A 14,693-nucleotide genomic window follows, 5' to 3' on the forward strand; every position below is an offset into this window, starting at 1 on the left:
ATATCGCTCATCCGCAAAATGTACCATTGACCCGAGTGAAACGGAACGGGAACATGTTATAGGCTTGGCGTGACGACGCCGATCACTGCAACGCTTCCGCCCCTGTTCGCCGACTGGTTCGCCGGTCGGGGCTGGTCGCCGCGCCGGCATCAGCTGGAGATGGTAGCCGCCGCTGAGGCCGGGGCGCACGCCCTGCTGGTGGCGCCGACGGGCGGGGGCAAGACGCTGGCGGGCTTCCTGCCCAGCCTGATCGATCTGGCCGAGCGGGGGGCAAGGCCGCAGACCGGGCCGGGGTCGGGCGTCCACACCCTCTATCTGTCGCCGCTGAAGGCCCTGACCACCGACGTCGAGCGCAATCTGATGACGCCCATCCGCGAGATCGGGCTGAACATCCACGTCGAGAGCCGCACCGGCGACACCAAACAGTCCAAGAAGCAGCGCCAGCGCGACTTCCCGCCCGACATCCTTTTGACCACGCCGGAGCAGTTGGCCCTGTTCTGCGCCTGGGAAGGGGCGAGGGACTATTTCGCCGATCTGAAATGCGTGGTGCTGGACGAGGTCCACGCCATCTGGAGCGGCAAGCGCGGCGATCTGCTGGCGCTGGGGCTGGCGCGATTGCAGACGTTCGCGCCGGGGATGCGGCGGGTGGCCTTGAGCGCCACGGTGGACGATCCGCAAAAGATCGCGGACTGGCTCTCCCCTTCTCCCCTTGTGGGAGAAGGTGGCGGGCGAAGCCTGACGGATGAGGGGTCTCGCGACATGTCCGAGGCCGCGTCATCCCGCCCCGGAGACACCCCTGATCCGAGCCCTTCGGGCCCACCTTCTCCCACAAGGGGAGAAGGGATTCGGATCGTGCTCGGCGACCCCGGCGCCTCGCCGGTGGTCGACGTTCTGGTCTCGGACGGCCGCGTGCCCTGGGCCGGGCACACCGGCGTCCACGCCATCCCCGAAATCTATGACGCCATCCGCCGCGCAGGCCTCAGCCTGATCTTCGTCAACACCCGCTGGCAGGCCGAGTTCGTCTTCCAGTCGCTGTGGGCGATCAATGAGGACGACCTGCCGATCGCCCTGCACCACGGCTCCCTGGCCGCCGAGCAGAGACGCAAGGTCGAGGCGGCGATGGCGCGCGGCGACCTCAAGGCCGTGGTCTGCACCTCGACGCTGGACCTGGGCATCGACTGGGGCGACGTCGATCTTGTGATCCAGCTGGCCGCGCCCAAGGGGGCCAGCCGTCTGGTCCAGCGCATCGGCAGGGCCAATCATCGGCTGGACGAGCCGTCGCACGCCCTGATGGTGCCTGCCAGCCGCTTCGAGATGCTGGAGTGCCAGGCAGCGCGCGAGGCCGTGGCCGAGAACGCCTTCGACTGGGAACCGGAACATACCGGCACGCTGGATACGCTGGCCCAGCACGTCATGGGTTGCGCCTGCTCGGAAGCCTTCGACCTGGCCGACCTGTTCGCCGAGGTGACGACGGCCGGTCCCTATCGCGGCCTGACTCATGAGGCTTTCGAGGAGGTGGTCGATCTGGTCGCCACCGGCGGTTATGCCCTGCGCACCTACGACCGGTTCGCCCGCATCGTGCGGACCCGCGACGGCAAGTGGATGGTGCGCAACGCCCAGATGGCCCAGCGGCACCGGATGAACGTCGGCGCCATCGTCTCGGCCGCCAACCTGAATGTGCGGGTCGCGGGGCGGCGCGCGGGCGGCAAACACCTGGTCGCAGGCCGCAAGATCGGCGAGGCCGAGGAATGGTATTTCGAGCAGATGACGCCCGGCGACACCTTCGTCTTCGCCGGTCAGGTCTGGGCCTTTCAGGGCATCGTCAAGACGGACGCCCTCGTCTCGCCCGCCGTGGATAAAGACCCGAAGATCCCCTCCTACGGCGGCTCCAAATTCCCGCTGGGCACGTCGCTGGCCGAACGGGTGCGGCGCATGGTGCAGGACCGCGATCACTGGCGCGTCCTGCCGCCCGACGTGCAGGAGTGGCTGGAGCTGCAAGACCTGCGCAGCGCCATCCCCGAAGCCGAGACCCTGCTGGTCGAAACCTTCCCGCGCGGGACGCGGCATTTCCTGGTCGCCTATCCGTTCGAGGGGCGGCTGGCGCATACGACGCTGGCCATGCTGCTGACGCGGCGGCTGGACCGGATGGGCGTCGGGCCGCTGGGCTTTGTGGTGACGGACTATTCGCTGGCCATCTGGTCGATCCGGCCGATGCACGACCTCGATCTGGACGCCCTGTTCGAGCCGGACATGCTGGGCGACGATCTGGAGGCCTGGCTGGAGGAAAGCTTCATGATGAAGCGGTCGTTCCGCAACTGCGCCCTGATCTCGGGCCTGATCGAGCAGCGCCAGCCGGGGGCGGAGAAGACCGGGCGACAGGTGACGTTTTCGACCGACCTGATCTACGACGTGCTGCGGCGGCATCAGCCGGACCATCTGCTGCTGAGGACGGCGCGGGCGGATGCGGCGACAGGCCTGTTGGACGTGGCGCGACTGGGCCAGCTGTTGAGCCGCATTCACGGCCGCATCGTGCACAAGAGGCTGGACCGGCCCTCGCCCTTCAGCGTGCCGGTTCTGGTGCAGATCGGACGCGAACGCGTCGGGGGAGACGCCGCCGAGATGATCCTGGACGAAAGCGCCGAGGCCCTGATCGCCGAGGTCATGGAAGACGCGCCCGAGGCGCTGAAGGGGGCCGCGTGAAGACATCGTGCATCCTTCTCCCCTCGGGGGAGAAGGTGGGCGACGGAGCCGCTCGGATGAGGGGGCTGTTTCAGCGCGCGAAACGTCAAACGATGAGGGTGAGGCCGGCCGCCCCCTCATCCGTCTCGCTGCGCGAGCCACCTTCTCCCCCGAGGGGAGAAGGGCGATGAACGACGCCTTGCGCGAGATCCTGTCGCCCTATCGACATCCCTGTGGCGGGCTGAAGCTGACGGTCAACGGCGAGGCTTGCGTGCTGCGCTGCTCCGGCGCCCTGTGGTTGCCGGGGCGTCAGGCCCTGATCGCCTCGGACCTGCATCTGGAGAAGGGTTCGGCCTTCGCCGCGCGCGGCCAGATGCTGCCGCCCTATGACAGCCCTGCGACCCTGGCGCGGCTGGAGGCCGAGATCGAGGCGCTGGACCCGCGCACGGTCGTGCTGCTGGGCGACAGCTTCCATGATTCAAAAGCGGTGTCGCGCATGGACGGCGCCCAGCTGGCGCGGCTGGAGAGGCTGGCGGCCGGGCGCGACTGGGTCTGGCTGGAGGGGAACCATGATCTGGACGCCCTTGCCGGCGCCCTGGACCAGTTGCCGGGCCGGGTGGTCGAGACCCTGGCGCTGGGCGGCCTGTTCCTGATCCATGAGCCGCAGGTTGAGCCCGCGCCGGGCGAAGTCGCGGGCCATCTGCATCCCGCCGCCCGCGTCGCCGCCTATGGCCGGGGCGTGCGGCGCCCCTGCTTCGTCACCGACGGGCGGCGGCTGATCCTGCCCGCCTTCGGCGCCTTCACCGGCGGGCTGGACGTGCGCGATCCGGCGATCACGGGCCTGTTTCCCCTCCCGCCGCTGACCGCCCTGCTGGGGCGGGACAAGGTTCACGCCGTCGCCTTCGATCGCCTGAGCTGACGAAAGACGACGGCGCGACCAAGGTCAGGGGGTCAGCCGACGTGCGGCGTGACGATGCCCAGGGGCAGGGTGGTGACGCTCTTCACGCCGCGTGTGACGATGTGGCTCTCGCAGTTGGAGACGATGCCAAGCGTCAGCAGCTTGTCGCGCAGGAATTGGTCGAAGGCGTGCATGTCGGTGGTGATGATGCGCAGGACATAGTCTTCGCGGCCGGTGATGGTGGCGCATTGCACCACCTCGGGCCAGCCCTCGACGGCTTCCTCGAAGATGGTGAGGTTCTCGCGGGTCGGCAGGCTCAGCTTGACGATGGCGTAAACTTCGAAGTCCAGGCCCAGGAGGCCAGCGTCGAGCAAAGTGACGCGCTTGCGTATCAGGCCGCTATCCTCCAATCTCTTGATCCGTCGCCAGCAGGGCGAAGCGGAGAGACCGACCCGATCGGCCACCTCGGCGACGGACAGGCCCGCGTCCTGCTGAAGGATGTCGAGGATGCGCGCGTCGATAGGATCGAGTTCGTCGGCCAAAGGCTTTCTCCGAATTAGGTTTCGGCGCAATAAAATACCTCAAATTGGCTTTTGGCAAGGGTATTTTTAGGAGAGCCAACAATCACACGCCATGCTATGCCCTCTGCATAGAGGAAACGCGGACGGTTCAACCGGACGGGAGGCATAATGAAAAACACCCCGACCCTGTCGCTGCGCGTGCCGGAGCCTTCGGGCCGGCCGGGCGACACGCCTGATTTCAGCCATCTGAAGCTCGATGCGCCGGGCGCTGTCGACCGCCCGGAGGTCAGCACCACGCCTGCTGAAATGCGCGATCACGCCTTCCGCCTGATCCGCGTGCTGGACGATGAAGGCAAGGCCGTCGGCCCGTGGGATCCCAAGCTGGACCCTGAGACGATGCGTCGCGGCCTGAAGGCCATGATCCTGACGCGCGCCTTCGACGACCGGATGCACCGCGCCCACCGCCAGGGCAAGACCAGCTTCTATATGAAGTGCACCGGCGAAGAGGCCATCGCGGTCGCCCAGGGCATGATCCTGAGCCGCGAGGACATGGGCTTCCCCACCTATCGCCAGCAAGGCCTGCTGATCGCGCGCGACTATCCGCTCGCGACCATGATGAACCAGATCTATTCGAACGCCGAAGACCCCATCAAGGGCCGCCAGCTGCCGATCATGTATTCAGCCAAGGACTACGGCTTCTTCACCATCTCGGGCAATCTAGGCACCCAGTACATTCAGGCCGTGGGCTGGGGCATGGCCTCGGCCATCCGCGGCGACGACAAGATCGCCATCACCTGGATCGGCGACGGCTCGACGGCCGAGAGCGACTTCCACTCGGCCCTGACCTTCGCCGCCGTCTATCGCGCGCCGGTCATCCTGAACATCGTCAACAACCAGTGGGCCATCTCGTCCTTCCAGGGCATCGCCGGCGGGCTTGAGACCACCTTCGCGTCCAAGGGCATCGGCTATGGCCTGCCCGCCCTGCGCGTGGACGGCAACGACTTCCTGGCCGTCTGGGCCGCGACCCAGTGGGCCGAGGAACGCGCGCGCACCAACCAAGGCGCGACGATCATCGAGCTGTTCACCTATCGCGGCGCCCCGCACTCGACCTCGGACGACCCCAGCCGCTATCGCCCCGGCGACGAGCATGAGAAGTGGCCGCTGGGCGACCCGATCGCCCGCCTGAAACAGCACCTGATCGCTATCGGCGAATGGTCCGACGAACAGCAGGAAGAGGCCGAAAAGGAAGCGGTCGAAAAGGTCCGCGCCGCCGCCAAGGAATCCGAGGCCATCGGCACCCTGGGCCAGTCGCGCCCCAGCGTGAAGACCATGTTCGAGGAGGTCTATGCGACCGAGGACTGGCGTCTGGTCGAACAGCGCCGCGAAGTAGGAGTCTGAGTGATGGCCGAGATCAACGACAAGATTGAAGCCGACATGGTCGACCAGAAGGACGCCCCGGCGTCGGTCGCCCCGGACGGCCCCGCCGTCGCCGCGATGAACATGATCCAGGCCCTGAACTCGGCCCTGGACGTCACGATGGCCGAAGACCCCACCGTCGTTTCCTACGGCGAGGACGCAGGCTATTTCGGCGGCGTCTTCCGCGTCACCGACCACCTGCAGAAGAAGCACGGCATGAACCGCAGCTTCGACGCGCCGATTTCGGAGACCGGCATCGTCGGCGCCGCCATCGGCATGGCCGCCTATGGCCTGCGCCCGGTCGTCGAGATCCAGTTCGCCGACTACATCTATCCGGCCTACGACCAGATCGTCTCCGAAGCGGCCAAGATGCGCTATCGCTCGGGCGGCCAGTTCACCACGCCGATGGTGGTGCGCAGCCCCTATGGCGGCGGCATCTTCGGCGGCCAGACGCACAGCCAGTCGCCGGAAAGCCTGTTCACCCACATCGCCGGTCTGAAGGTGGTGATCCCGTCCAACCCCTACGACGCCAAGGGCCTGTTGCTGGCGGCGATCGAGGACGACGATCCGGTCATCTTCTTCGAGCCCAAGCGCCTGTACAACGGCCCCTTCGACGGCTGGCACGAAAAGCCGGTCAGCCCGTGGAAGGCGCAGGAACTGGCCCAGGTTCCGACCGGCAAATACATTGAGCCGATCGGCAAGGCCCGCGTGATGAAGGAAGGGTCCGACGTCACCATCCTGGCCTATGGCACCATGGTCTGGGTGGCGCTGGCGGGCGCCGAACATGCGGGCGTGGACGCCGAAGTCATCGATCTGCGGACGCTCGTGCCGCTGGACATCGAAGCCATCGAGGCCTCGGTCAAGAAGACCGGCCGCTGCGTCATCGTGCACGAGGCGCCGAAAACGTCGGGCTTCGGCGGCGAACTGAGCGCCCTGGTTCAGGAGCGCTGCTTCTATCACCTGGAGGCGCCGGTGGCGCGCGTGACCGGCTGGGACACGCCCTATCCGCACGCCTTTGAATGGGAATATTTCCCCGGACCGCAGCGGGTCGCGGACGCCTTGAAGAGCGTCATGGCCGGAGGACGCTAAAGATGGGTCGTTACGTACTCAAGCTGCCCGACGTGGGTGAAGGCACCGCCGAAGCCGAGCTCGTCGCCTGGCACGTCAAGGTCGGCGACACGGTCGCCGAGGATCAGATCGTCGCCGACGTCATGACCGACAAGGCCACGGTAGAACTGACCAGCCCGGTCGCGGGCGTCGTCACCGCCCTGCACGGCGAGCCCGGTCAGATGATGGCCGTGCGCGGCCCGCTGGCCGAGTTCGAGGTTGAGGGCGAAGGCAACGCCGCCGCTGACGAACCGGCCGCCGCGCCCGTCGTCGCCGCGCCGGAACCTGCTGCGGCTCCGGTCGAAGCGCCGAAGGTCGAGGCCGCCCCGGCCCCGGTCGCCGCAGCCGGCGCCAACCACGTCTTCAAACTGCCCGACGTCGGCGAAGGCACGGCCGAGGCCGAACTGGTCGGCTGGCACGTCAAGGTCGGCGACGCGGTTCAGGAAGACCAGATCCTGGCCGAGGTCATGACCGACAAGGCGACGGTCGAACTGACCAGCCCTGTCTCCGGCGTCGTCGTCGCCCTGCATGGCGAAGCCGGTCAGCAGATCGCCGTCGGCGGCCCGCTGGTCAGCTTCAAGGTCGAGGGCAAGGGCAATGTCGCCGAAGCGCCGGCCGCCGCTCCGGCTTCCGCCGCCAAGGCCGAGAAGACCGCATCGGCGCCCGTGGCCGTACCGGCCGCCAAGCCTGCTGCTGCGCCCAAGGCCGACGCCAAACCCGTTCCGGCCCTGACCGGCCGCCAGCCGGGCGAGCGCCCGCTGGCTTCCCCCGCCGTGCGCAACCGCGCGCGCGATCTGGGGGTCGACCTGGTCTTCGTGCCGGGCAGCGGCCCCGCAGGCCGCATCGAGCACGCCGATCTGGACGCCTTCGTCGCGCGCGGCGGCACGTTCGCCCCGGCCACGGCCTCGGGCGGCTCGCTCTACGCCAAGGCTGAAGGAACCAACGAGGTCCGCATCATCGGCCTGCGCCGCAAGATCGCGGAGAAGATGGCCGAGAGCGTCCGTCGCATCCCGCACATCACCTATGTCGAGGACATCGACATGACGGCGGTGGAAGAGCTGCGCGCCCACCTGAACGCCCAGAACAAGGGCACGGGGAAGGCCAAGCTGAACGTCCTGCCCTTCATCGCCCGCGCCATCGTCGTGGCCCTGAAGGACCAGCCGAACATCAACGCCACCTACGACGACGAGGCGGGCGTGCTGACCCAGCACAACGCCGTCCATCTGGGCATCGCCGCCCAGACGCCGAACGGCCTGATGGTTCCCGTCGTCCGCCACGCCGAGGCGCGCGACGCCTATGACACCGCCGAGGAGATCGCCCGTGTCTCGGGCGCCGCCAAGGACGGCAGCGCCAAGCGCGAGGAGCTGTCCGGCTCGACCATCACCATCACCTCGCTGGGCACGCTCGGCGGCGTGGTGCACACGCCCATCATCAACCACCCCGAAGTCGCCATCGTCGGTCCGAACAAGATCGAGGAGCGCGTCGTGGTGCGCAACGGCCAGATGGTCGTGCGCAAGATGATGAACCTGTCCTCCAGCTTCGATCACCGCATCGTCGACGGCCATGACGCGGCGGTCTTCGTGCAGAAGATCAAGACCCTGCTGGAGAACCCGGCGACCTTGTGGATGTAGAGCGGGATGCGAACGTCGCTCGCAGCAGCCTTTGGCGCATTCATACTGTGCCTCTTGGGACCGAGCGCCACCATCGCCTGCACGGTGATGTTCGATGCTGACCCTTCTGCAGATCTTGCAAGGCAGCGCTTGCATTGGGATCAAGCCGACAGCGTCGTTTTGGCTCGGCTCGATGGACGTGCTTGGCTCACGCGCGACCATGCACGGCTAACCTGGCGCACCGTGGCGATCATCAAAGGGACTGTCGGCCCCGAGGAGATCCACCGTATGCGGCATATCAACGGCGTCGACAGGGAATGCGGCTTCTTTCCTCCCGAGCGCGGCACGGTCGTGGTGCTCTATCTGAGACGCAACGGCTTCCCGACACGTCTTCTTCCCAACTCTGGCTGGTCCATCATCGACAGTGATGGACCTCGTTTCATCTACGATCCGCGTATCGCCGAAGCTCTTCGGGTAGCAGCTGATCGACTAAGGAGCCTGAACAGGTGACCCAGAACGTGAAAACCAAAGTCCTGATCATCGGCGCCGGGACCGGCGGCTATGTCGCAGGGATCCGTTGCGGCCAGCTGGGTCTGGAGACCGTGCTGGTGGATGCGTCGCCCGGCCTCGGCGGCACCTGCCTGAACGTCGGCTGCATCCCGTCCAAGGCCATTATCCACGCGGCGGGCAAGTTCGAGACGGTGGCCAAGGCCGCCGGCGACGGCACGCTGGGCATCACCGCCTCGACCCCGGCCATCGACCTGTCCAAGACGGTCGAGTGGAAGGACGGCGTGGTCAAGAAGCTGAACGCCGGCGTCGCCGCCCTGCTGAAGAAGGCCAAGGTCAAGGTCATCAAGGGCTGGGCCGACTTCTCGGACGCCAAGACCTGCACGGTGAAGACCGACGACGGCGACATCCGCATCACCGCCGAACACGTCATCCTGGCCACGGGGTCCGAGCCGGTCGAACTGCCCTTCCTGCCCTTCGGCGGCGACGTGATCTCGTCCACCGAGGCCCTGAGCCTGCCGGAAGTGCCCAAGAAGCTGGTCGTCGTCGGCGGCGGCTACATCGGCCTGGAGCTGGGCATCGCCTTCCGCAAGCTGGGCGCCGAAGTGGCCATCGTCGAGATGGCCGAGCGCATCCTGCCGCTCTACGACAAGGCCCTGACCGACCCCGTCGCCAAATGGCTGGAGAAGCACGGCGTTAAGTTGCTGCTCGGCGCCCGCGCGGGCGGGTTCGGAGACGGCAAGCTGAACGTCACCGACAAGGACGGCGCCCCGATGCAGCTGGACGCCGACAAGGTGCTGGTCACCGTCGGCCGCCGCGCGCGGACGAAAGGCTGGGGCCTGGAAAACATGGGCGTGGCCATGAACGGCCCGTTCGTGAAGATCGACAATCGCTGCGCCACCAGCATGAAGAACGTCTGGGCCATCGGCGACCTGACCGGCGAACCCATGCTCGCGCACAAGGGCTCGGCCCAGGGCGAGGTCGTGGCCGAAATCATCGCCGGCCATGACCGCGTCTTCGACCCGACCACCATCGCCGCCGTCTGCTTCACCGAGCCGGAGATCGTCTCGGCGGGCCTCGGCCTTGATGATGTGAAGGGTCGCGACGACGTGATCCAGGCCGTCTTCCCCTTCGCCGCCATCGGCCGCGCCCTGGCCATCGAGGCGGGCGAGGACGGCGGCTTCGTCCGCGTCATCGCTTCGAAATCGGATCACCGCCTGCTGGGTATTCAGGCCGTCGGCCAGCACGTGTCGGAACTGTCCAACAGCTTCGCCCAGATGCTGGAGATGGGCGCGGTGCTGGAAGACGTGGCCGGAACCATTCACGTTCACCCGACGCTGGGTGAAGCCTTCCACGAGGCGTCCCTGCGCGCGCTGGGCCACGCCATACATATCTGAGGGCGCTATCGCTCGCGACGCGGTCGCTCGCTGCTTGAGCGCAGTTGAGCAGGCCGCGATCGTCGGCCCTTCGTGACCTCCCGACCCGACGCGGCCTGCGGGGGCTTTTACCCCACTCGAGGCAAGAAAAAGGGGCCGTGCGAACGACATCGCGCGGCCCCTTCGTGTATCTGGCGTTCGTCGTCAGTGCTTGGCGGGAACGCGCGTGTCGGTGGCTGGATCGACGGCGCCGGGGCGGCCCTCGGCGGCGGCCTGAGCCTGTTTGTCTTCCAGCTTGTCGGCGACCTTGCCCGCGCCTTCCTCGACCGCCTGAGCGGCCTTCATGGCGCCGGACTCGACGACTTCGCCCGTCTGGGCGGCGACGTCGGCGGCCTTGTCGCCGGCGGCTTCGGCGTTGGCTTCGGCCTTCTGCTGTTCAGCCTGGGTGCAGGCGGCGGCGCCGAGCGCCAGGACCGAGGCGGCGGCGATGGTCAGGATACGAATACGCATGGGTGAAAGCCCCTCTGAGATTTGAACCTTGGCGTTAACGCCCCTGGCCCGCCGCGGGTTGCGACCGCCTCAGTCCAGATCGACCGGCAGCGTCTGGCTGGCCAGCAGCCGTTCCGTCGTCGTCCAGTGGTCCGGCCCCTGCCGCTCGACCCAGGCCTGCACCATGTCGCGGCCCAGGCCGTAGTTGATGACATAGGAGCGATAGGTCTCGATGAAGTTCAGCTGCTGCGCCGCCCGGTCGCGCGCAACGAGGTTGTATTTCTGCAGCTGGTCCAGCGCCGTCTCGCGGTCGATGCGCCCGGCCAGATAGTCGTCGGCCACCGTATATTCCGCCCGCGCCAGCTCGCGCGTCAGGGCCAGAAGCTGGGTCTGCGCCTCGGCCGTCGTCGGGTCCAGCCCCGCCAGCGGATACAGCACGCGCGCCTCGAACTCCGTGCGCTCATGGCCGGGGAAGGCCAGGTCGATGCCGTAGTTGGCGCTGCCCTCGGCGATGAAGGACATGGGGCTGAACAGCGGATAGACGCTCATCTCGACCCAGCCCTTGTCCTTGACGAAGGTCTGCTCCAGCAGGGCGTTGTAGACGTGGTGGCCGGGATAGCCTTCGTGGCAGCCCAGATCGACCGCCCGGTCGATGTAGATGGGCAGGTCGGTGTTCACCTGGATCAGGCTGAAGGCGCCGCCCTTGAACCAGTTGTAGCCGGACCAGGGCTTGTCGTTGACGAACTCCAGGGTGAAGGTTTCACCGGCGGGCAGGGCCATATGGCGCTCGGTGCGCGCCTTGCACTCGGCGATGGCCGCGCGCATCACCGTATCCAGCCGGTCCTTGGGGATGACGTAGCGGGCGCGGAAGGCGGCCACTCGTTCCGCCAGCGGCCCTTCGCCGGGAACCAGGGCGTCGATGCGCGCCAGAACCGGATCATAGGACGACAGCGGCCGCAACTCCGGCCGGACCCCGAACAGGGCCTCGGCCTCGTCGGCGAACCCCAGCTTCTCGCCCTGCAGCATCCGCAGCCGCGCCGAGGCGGCTGAGACGTGGGCCAGAAGATAAGCGCGGCGCTGGCGGCTCTGGTCGTCCAGTCCCCGTTCGGGCAGGGCCTCAAGGCGTCGGGTCAGGGCGGCCGCGCCTTCGGCCAACTGGGGCAGGGCGCGCGGATTGGCCTTGGCCGCCTCGGCCCATTCGGCGGGGCCGTAATAGGCGTCGATATAGCCCGGCTCGCGCTCGCCGATCTCCAGCGTCAGGGCGACATAGTCGCGCGCCACGGCGTCCAGGCTGTCGGCCGTCGGCTTCGGCGATGCGGCGCAGGCGGCCAGCAGGACGGCGGCGCCCGCCAGGGCGGCGATGGCGGTGACGCGCATGGAGACTCCCTCTCTTCGGCCGTGACGCTAGGCTCTTGTATTCCTCTCGCCAAGAAGCGGCTGCGGAAACAGATCAGGGATTGAGGCGATCCTGCCCATGCTGTAAGCACCGCCGTCCGGCCCTCGCGCCGCAGACGCACCCGTAGCTCAGCTGGATAGAGTACTGCCCTCCGAAGGCAGGGCTAAGTCAAGTGTGTTGTGGGTGACGATCGAAAAAATCGAGTGAAACCAATAGATTGGCGAGGCTCGACGGAAGCAGGAAAATCGCTTTTGAGGGCGCGGAAGCACCACGGAAGCAAACTGAAGGGAGTGTGTAGAGTACGAACGGCGACAATCGGCAGCGGCCTATGGCTCACTCCGTTCGCATCCGTTCGATTGTTTGATTCGGGATTGACCCTGCTCAACCCCGGACACTATCTGAATACCGATGCACCCGTAGCTCAGCTGGATAGAGTGACGGCCTCCGAAGCCGTAGGTCACAGGTTCGAATCCTGTCGGGTGCGCCATCTCTCTATGCAAGTTCTTGTAAACTAGGAACTTTTTGGATAGGCGTGGAATCCACCCTAACATTTACCCCAGCATGGCGCGCCGCACCCGGGCTGCACTTACGGACTGTGCTCTGAAATCGAGCTCGGCGAGGGAGCGATCAGGCTCGCAAATCCGTGTGGCTGTCGTCCAACGGACGGTCGGCTTTGGTCAGGCAGCCCAGCGGGACCATAGGCCTCACGACCAAGAAAATACGATCCTCAAGTCAGCAAGCAAAGCAGGTTCCGCTAAGCCAGTATCTTATGCTTTCGATCGCTCTAGGTTGAGCGAAGCGGCGGCCTGTCGGTACAGGTAGAAACCTATCAGCGGACCTGTAAGCGGTTTGAAACCGCCTGTCTGAACGAATCCCAGCGCGAAACTCCATATCACGGCCCGCCCCGGAGCCAGCCATGCCTACCGCGATCCCGTCTGTCGTAATGTCAGTCACAGAATTCTGCCGATGGTCCTCGATCGGAAGGACCAAGGCCAATGAAGAAATGGCCAGCCGAAGATTGAAGAGCCTAAAAGTTGGGCGTCGCAGATTGATCAAGGTCGTCGATGCCCAACGCTGGCTGGACTCGCACGAAACCGAGCTCCCCTAGGGGTCCATCGTAAGTGCGCTGGAGCCCATCGCCCAGCAGTTCAACTGACTTGGCCTAGCCTCGCTTCGGTCTCCTATCGTCTGCGGCATCACGCAGTCCACCAGCCCTTCCAAAGCCTGGGCCGAGCCCGAGGGTGATCCAGCCAAGACACTTGCAGAGCGCGGCTAACATTGTCGGCTTGGGCGACCTCCAAAGCATTCCCGCCCTCACCACCGACGCACGCGACCTCGAGAGCTTCCCTGCGACGGGCACGCTCCTCCGACCGATGACGCCATTCCTCGACCTCCCAGCCGATATCGATATGGTCCCATGCCCGGTCGTTGAAGGCTGATAACAGGCCCAAGCCATGATCGTCGCGAGCGGCTTGGCGGGCCTTCGGCGCGATCGACTCGGACGTGCTGAACGCTCGCCTTGTCTGAAGGAGGCTGACCGCCCCTTCTGTCGCACCCAGCAAGTCCTTGAACCTTCGGCGGTGGCCCGTGTGATCCATCATTGTCAGACTTGGATCAGCAGCCGCCCACATAAGGCGCAGCCAGCCCCAATGTCGCGCAGAGCGGCTCCTGACCGTTCGGCCAGGGCGTTCGGTCATAAACTCGGGTGCCTCCAGACCGACGGGCCTACCGAAAAGCGATTTGCTCTGGAGCCATTTGATAAGTTCCGCCGCGCGATCGCTCGGGACGTGAAGAACTGCATCGCAGCAGAGCGTGTCACCGCGCATCAACCACGCAGCGATTCGATGGGCCGGTTCCGACTGTCGACGCTTCATGAACTGATCAAGCTGGTGCAGCAGGGCGGAGGTGCCCGCTACAAAGTCAGCGGTGGGGACAGCATCAGCGGTCATGGTGAGCCGCAAATTGAAGAAAACGCCGAACTGTTGGGGCAGGAACGAGGCCGCTTCGTAGAGCGACTCCACCTGGCTGATTGTCCAATAGACAGCTTCGCTCGGCATCAGCCCCGCGCCACGGTCGCGTCGCGCCCGGGACCGCGCCGGCGGCTTCACACCAGCAGCGTTCGACGGGCCCACAGCCGGAACCACATTCAGCAGCAAACGAAACCGGGTCAGCTGTGAATCAAAAGAAAGATCGCTCGTGGCCCTCGGATCGCCTCGCTCCCAAAATTCCAGCAAGCTAGACCAATATGCAGCGGGGTCCATCTGCAGAGCAGACGCTTTGGATCGAACGTGGCTGGCCAGGCGCTGCCGGTCTTCGGCAACAATGAAATGAAACGCGGCGTCCGGCATGCCCTCGACGCGAGGGACTGATACCTCGCGATTGAAGACATGCAGCAAAAGGGCATGAATCGCAGCCGCCTTGTCAGCAGGTGGAGCGGACCATGCGTCGAGGCTGGAAGTCACGGATGCCGTGTCGTTCAGGAGCAAGCCTTCAAGCACCGAAACTAGATGATCGGTCCATTGCATTCCGAGGCGCTGACGAAGCGGAACCAAGGCCAATCGACCATCATTCTTGGCCTGCTCAAACGTCTTGATGGCGTCTCGCACCGAACCGCGAGTGACGTGCCCCCCTCTGGTCCCTTGATCATTGTGAGAGCCCAGGGGGTTGATAGCCGATCTGCGTCGCCGGCGGGAG

At 66.0% G+C, this 14,693-nt stretch carries 11 protein-coding genes and 1 tRNA gene; 8 read left to right on the top strand and 4 right to left on the bottom strand.

Annotated features, from left to right (window positions below):
- The first annotated feature begins 69 nt into the window (after window positions 1-69).
- Both AC3A3G_RS10745 and pdeM read left to right on the top strand, forming a co-directional pair.
- Window positions 70-2,700 carry a ligase-associated DNA damage response DEXH box helicase gene (locus AC3A3G_RS10745; protein WP_487488173.1) on the top strand — a complete coding sequence of 877 codons (2,631 nt, stop codon included), beginning with the start codon at window positions 70-72 and terminating at the stop codon, window positions 2,698-2,700.
- Between the two features lie 166 nt (window positions 2,701-2,866).
- Complete coding sequence (pdeM, locus tag AC3A3G_RS10750; RefSeq protein WP_487488174.1) at window positions 2,867-3,598, top strand: ligase-associated DNA damage response endonuclease PdeM; 732 nt, start codon at window positions 2,867-2,869, stop codon at window positions 3,596-3,598.
- Window positions 3,599-3,630: 32 nt separating this feature from the next.
- Here the strand turns inward: pdeM and AC3A3G_RS10755 are convergent, their stop codons facing one another.
- Window positions 3,631-4,119, bottom strand: a complete 489-nt coding sequence (locus AC3A3G_RS10755) for an Lrp/AsnC family transcriptional regulator (protein ID WP_125899365.1) — start codon at window positions 4,117-4,119, stop codon at window positions 3,631-3,633.
- A gap of 147 nt (window positions 4,120-4,266) precedes the next feature.
- Here AC3A3G_RS10755 and AC3A3G_RS10760 point away from each other — a divergent pair, with 147 nt between their 5' ends.
- From AC3A3G_RS10760 to lpdA, 5 genes are read left to right on the top strand one after another with little or no spacing between them, the layout of a single operon-like run.
- Window positions 4,267-5,496 carry a 3-methyl-2-oxobutanoate dehydrogenase (2-methylpropanoyl-transferring) subunit alpha gene (locus AC3A3G_RS10760; protein WP_200168501.1) on the top strand — a complete coding sequence of 410 codons (1,230 nt, stop codon included), beginning with the start codon at window positions 4,267-4,269 and terminating at the stop codon, window positions 5,494-5,496.
- Window positions 5,497-5,499: 3 nt separating this feature from the next.
- Entirely contained in the window at window positions 5,500-6,603 is a 1,104-nt protein-coding gene (locus AC3A3G_RS10765; protein WP_487488175.1) for an alpha-ketoacid dehydrogenase subunit beta, read from the top strand.
- A gap of 2 nt (window positions 6,604-6,605) precedes the next feature.
- Window positions 6,606-8,252 (top strand): dihydrolipoyl dehydrogenase family protein, encoded by a 1,647-nt coding sequence (locus AC3A3G_RS10770; protein WP_487488176.1) that lies wholly within the window; start codon window positions 6,606-6,608, stop codon window positions 8,250-8,252.
- A gap of 6 nt (window positions 8,253-8,258) precedes the next feature.
- Window positions 8,259-8,741 carry a hypothetical protein gene (locus AC3A3G_RS10775; protein ID WP_200216524.1) on the top strand — a complete coding sequence of 161 codons (483 nt, stop codon included), beginning with the start codon at window positions 8,259-8,261 and terminating at the stop codon, window positions 8,739-8,741.
- Window positions 8,738-10,135, top strand: coding sequence for a dihydrolipoyl dehydrogenase (gene lpdA / locus AC3A3G_RS10780; protein ID WP_487488177.1), 1,398 nt, complete (start codon window positions 8,738-8,740; stop codon window positions 10,133-10,135). Before AC3A3G_RS10775 ends, lpdA begins: the two co-directional genes overlap by 4 nt.
- Before the next feature lie 183 nt (window positions 10,136-10,318).
- Here lpdA and AC3A3G_RS10785 read toward each other — a convergent pair whose 3' ends face one another.
- Complete coding sequence (locus AC3A3G_RS10785) at window positions 10,319-10,624, bottom strand: hypothetical protein (RefSeq protein ID WP_200168879.1); 306 nt, start codon at window positions 10,622-10,624, stop codon at window positions 10,319-10,321.
- Between the two features lie 69 nt (window positions 10,625-10,693).
- Window positions 10,694-11,980, bottom strand: coding sequence for a hypothetical protein (locus AC3A3G_RS10790; protein WP_487488178.1), 1,287 nt, complete (start codon window positions 11,978-11,980; stop codon window positions 10,694-10,696).
- Window positions 11,981-12,409: 429 nt separating this feature from the next.
- On the opposite strand from AC3A3G_RS10790, the gene AC3A3G_RS10795 reads away from it, so the two are divergent.
- A tRNA-Arg gene (locus AC3A3G_RS10795) sits at window positions 12,410-12,486 on the top strand.
- 709 nt (window positions 12,487-13,195) lie between these two features.
- On the opposite strand, the gene AC3A3G_RS10800 is transcribed toward AC3A3G_RS10795, so the two are convergent.
- Window positions 13,196-14,605, bottom strand: a complete 1,410-nt coding sequence (locus tag AC3A3G_RS10800) for a hypothetical protein (RefSeq protein WP_487488179.1) — start codon at window positions 14,603-14,605, stop codon at window positions 13,196-13,198.
- Between the last annotated feature and the right edge of the window lie 88 nt (window positions 14,606-14,693).

The organism is Brevundimonas sp. Soil_N_31, from assembly GCF_057655995.1.

Coding starts and splice junctions, on each gene's coding strand:
- AC3A3G_RS10760 (WP_200168501.1), top strand. CDS start 4,267: ATGAAAAACACCCCGACCCTGTCGCTGCGCGTGCCGGAGCCTTCGGGC.
- AC3A3G_RS10790 (WP_487488178.1), bottom strand. CDS start 11,980: ATGCGCGTCACCGCCATCGCCGCCCTGGCGGGCGCCGCCGTCCTGCTG.
- pdeM (WP_487488174.1), top strand. CDS start 2,867: ATGAACGACGCCTTGCGCGAGATCCTGTCGCCCTATCGACATCCCTGT.
- AC3A3G_RS10775 (WP_200216524.1), top strand. CDS start 8,259: ATGCGAACGTCGCTCGCAGCAGCCTTTGGCGCATTCATACTGTGCCTC.
- AC3A3G_RS10765 (WP_487488175.1), top strand. CDS start 5,500: ATGGCCGAGATCAACGACAAGATTGAAGCCGACATGGTCGACCAGAAG.
- AC3A3G_RS10785 (WP_200168879.1), bottom strand. CDS start 10,624: ATGCGTATTCGTATCCTGACCATCGCCGCCGCCTCGGTCCTGGCGCTC.
- AC3A3G_RS10770 (WP_487488176.1), top strand. CDS start 6,606: ATGGGTCGTTACGTACTCAAGCTGCCCGACGTGGGTGAAGGCACCGCC.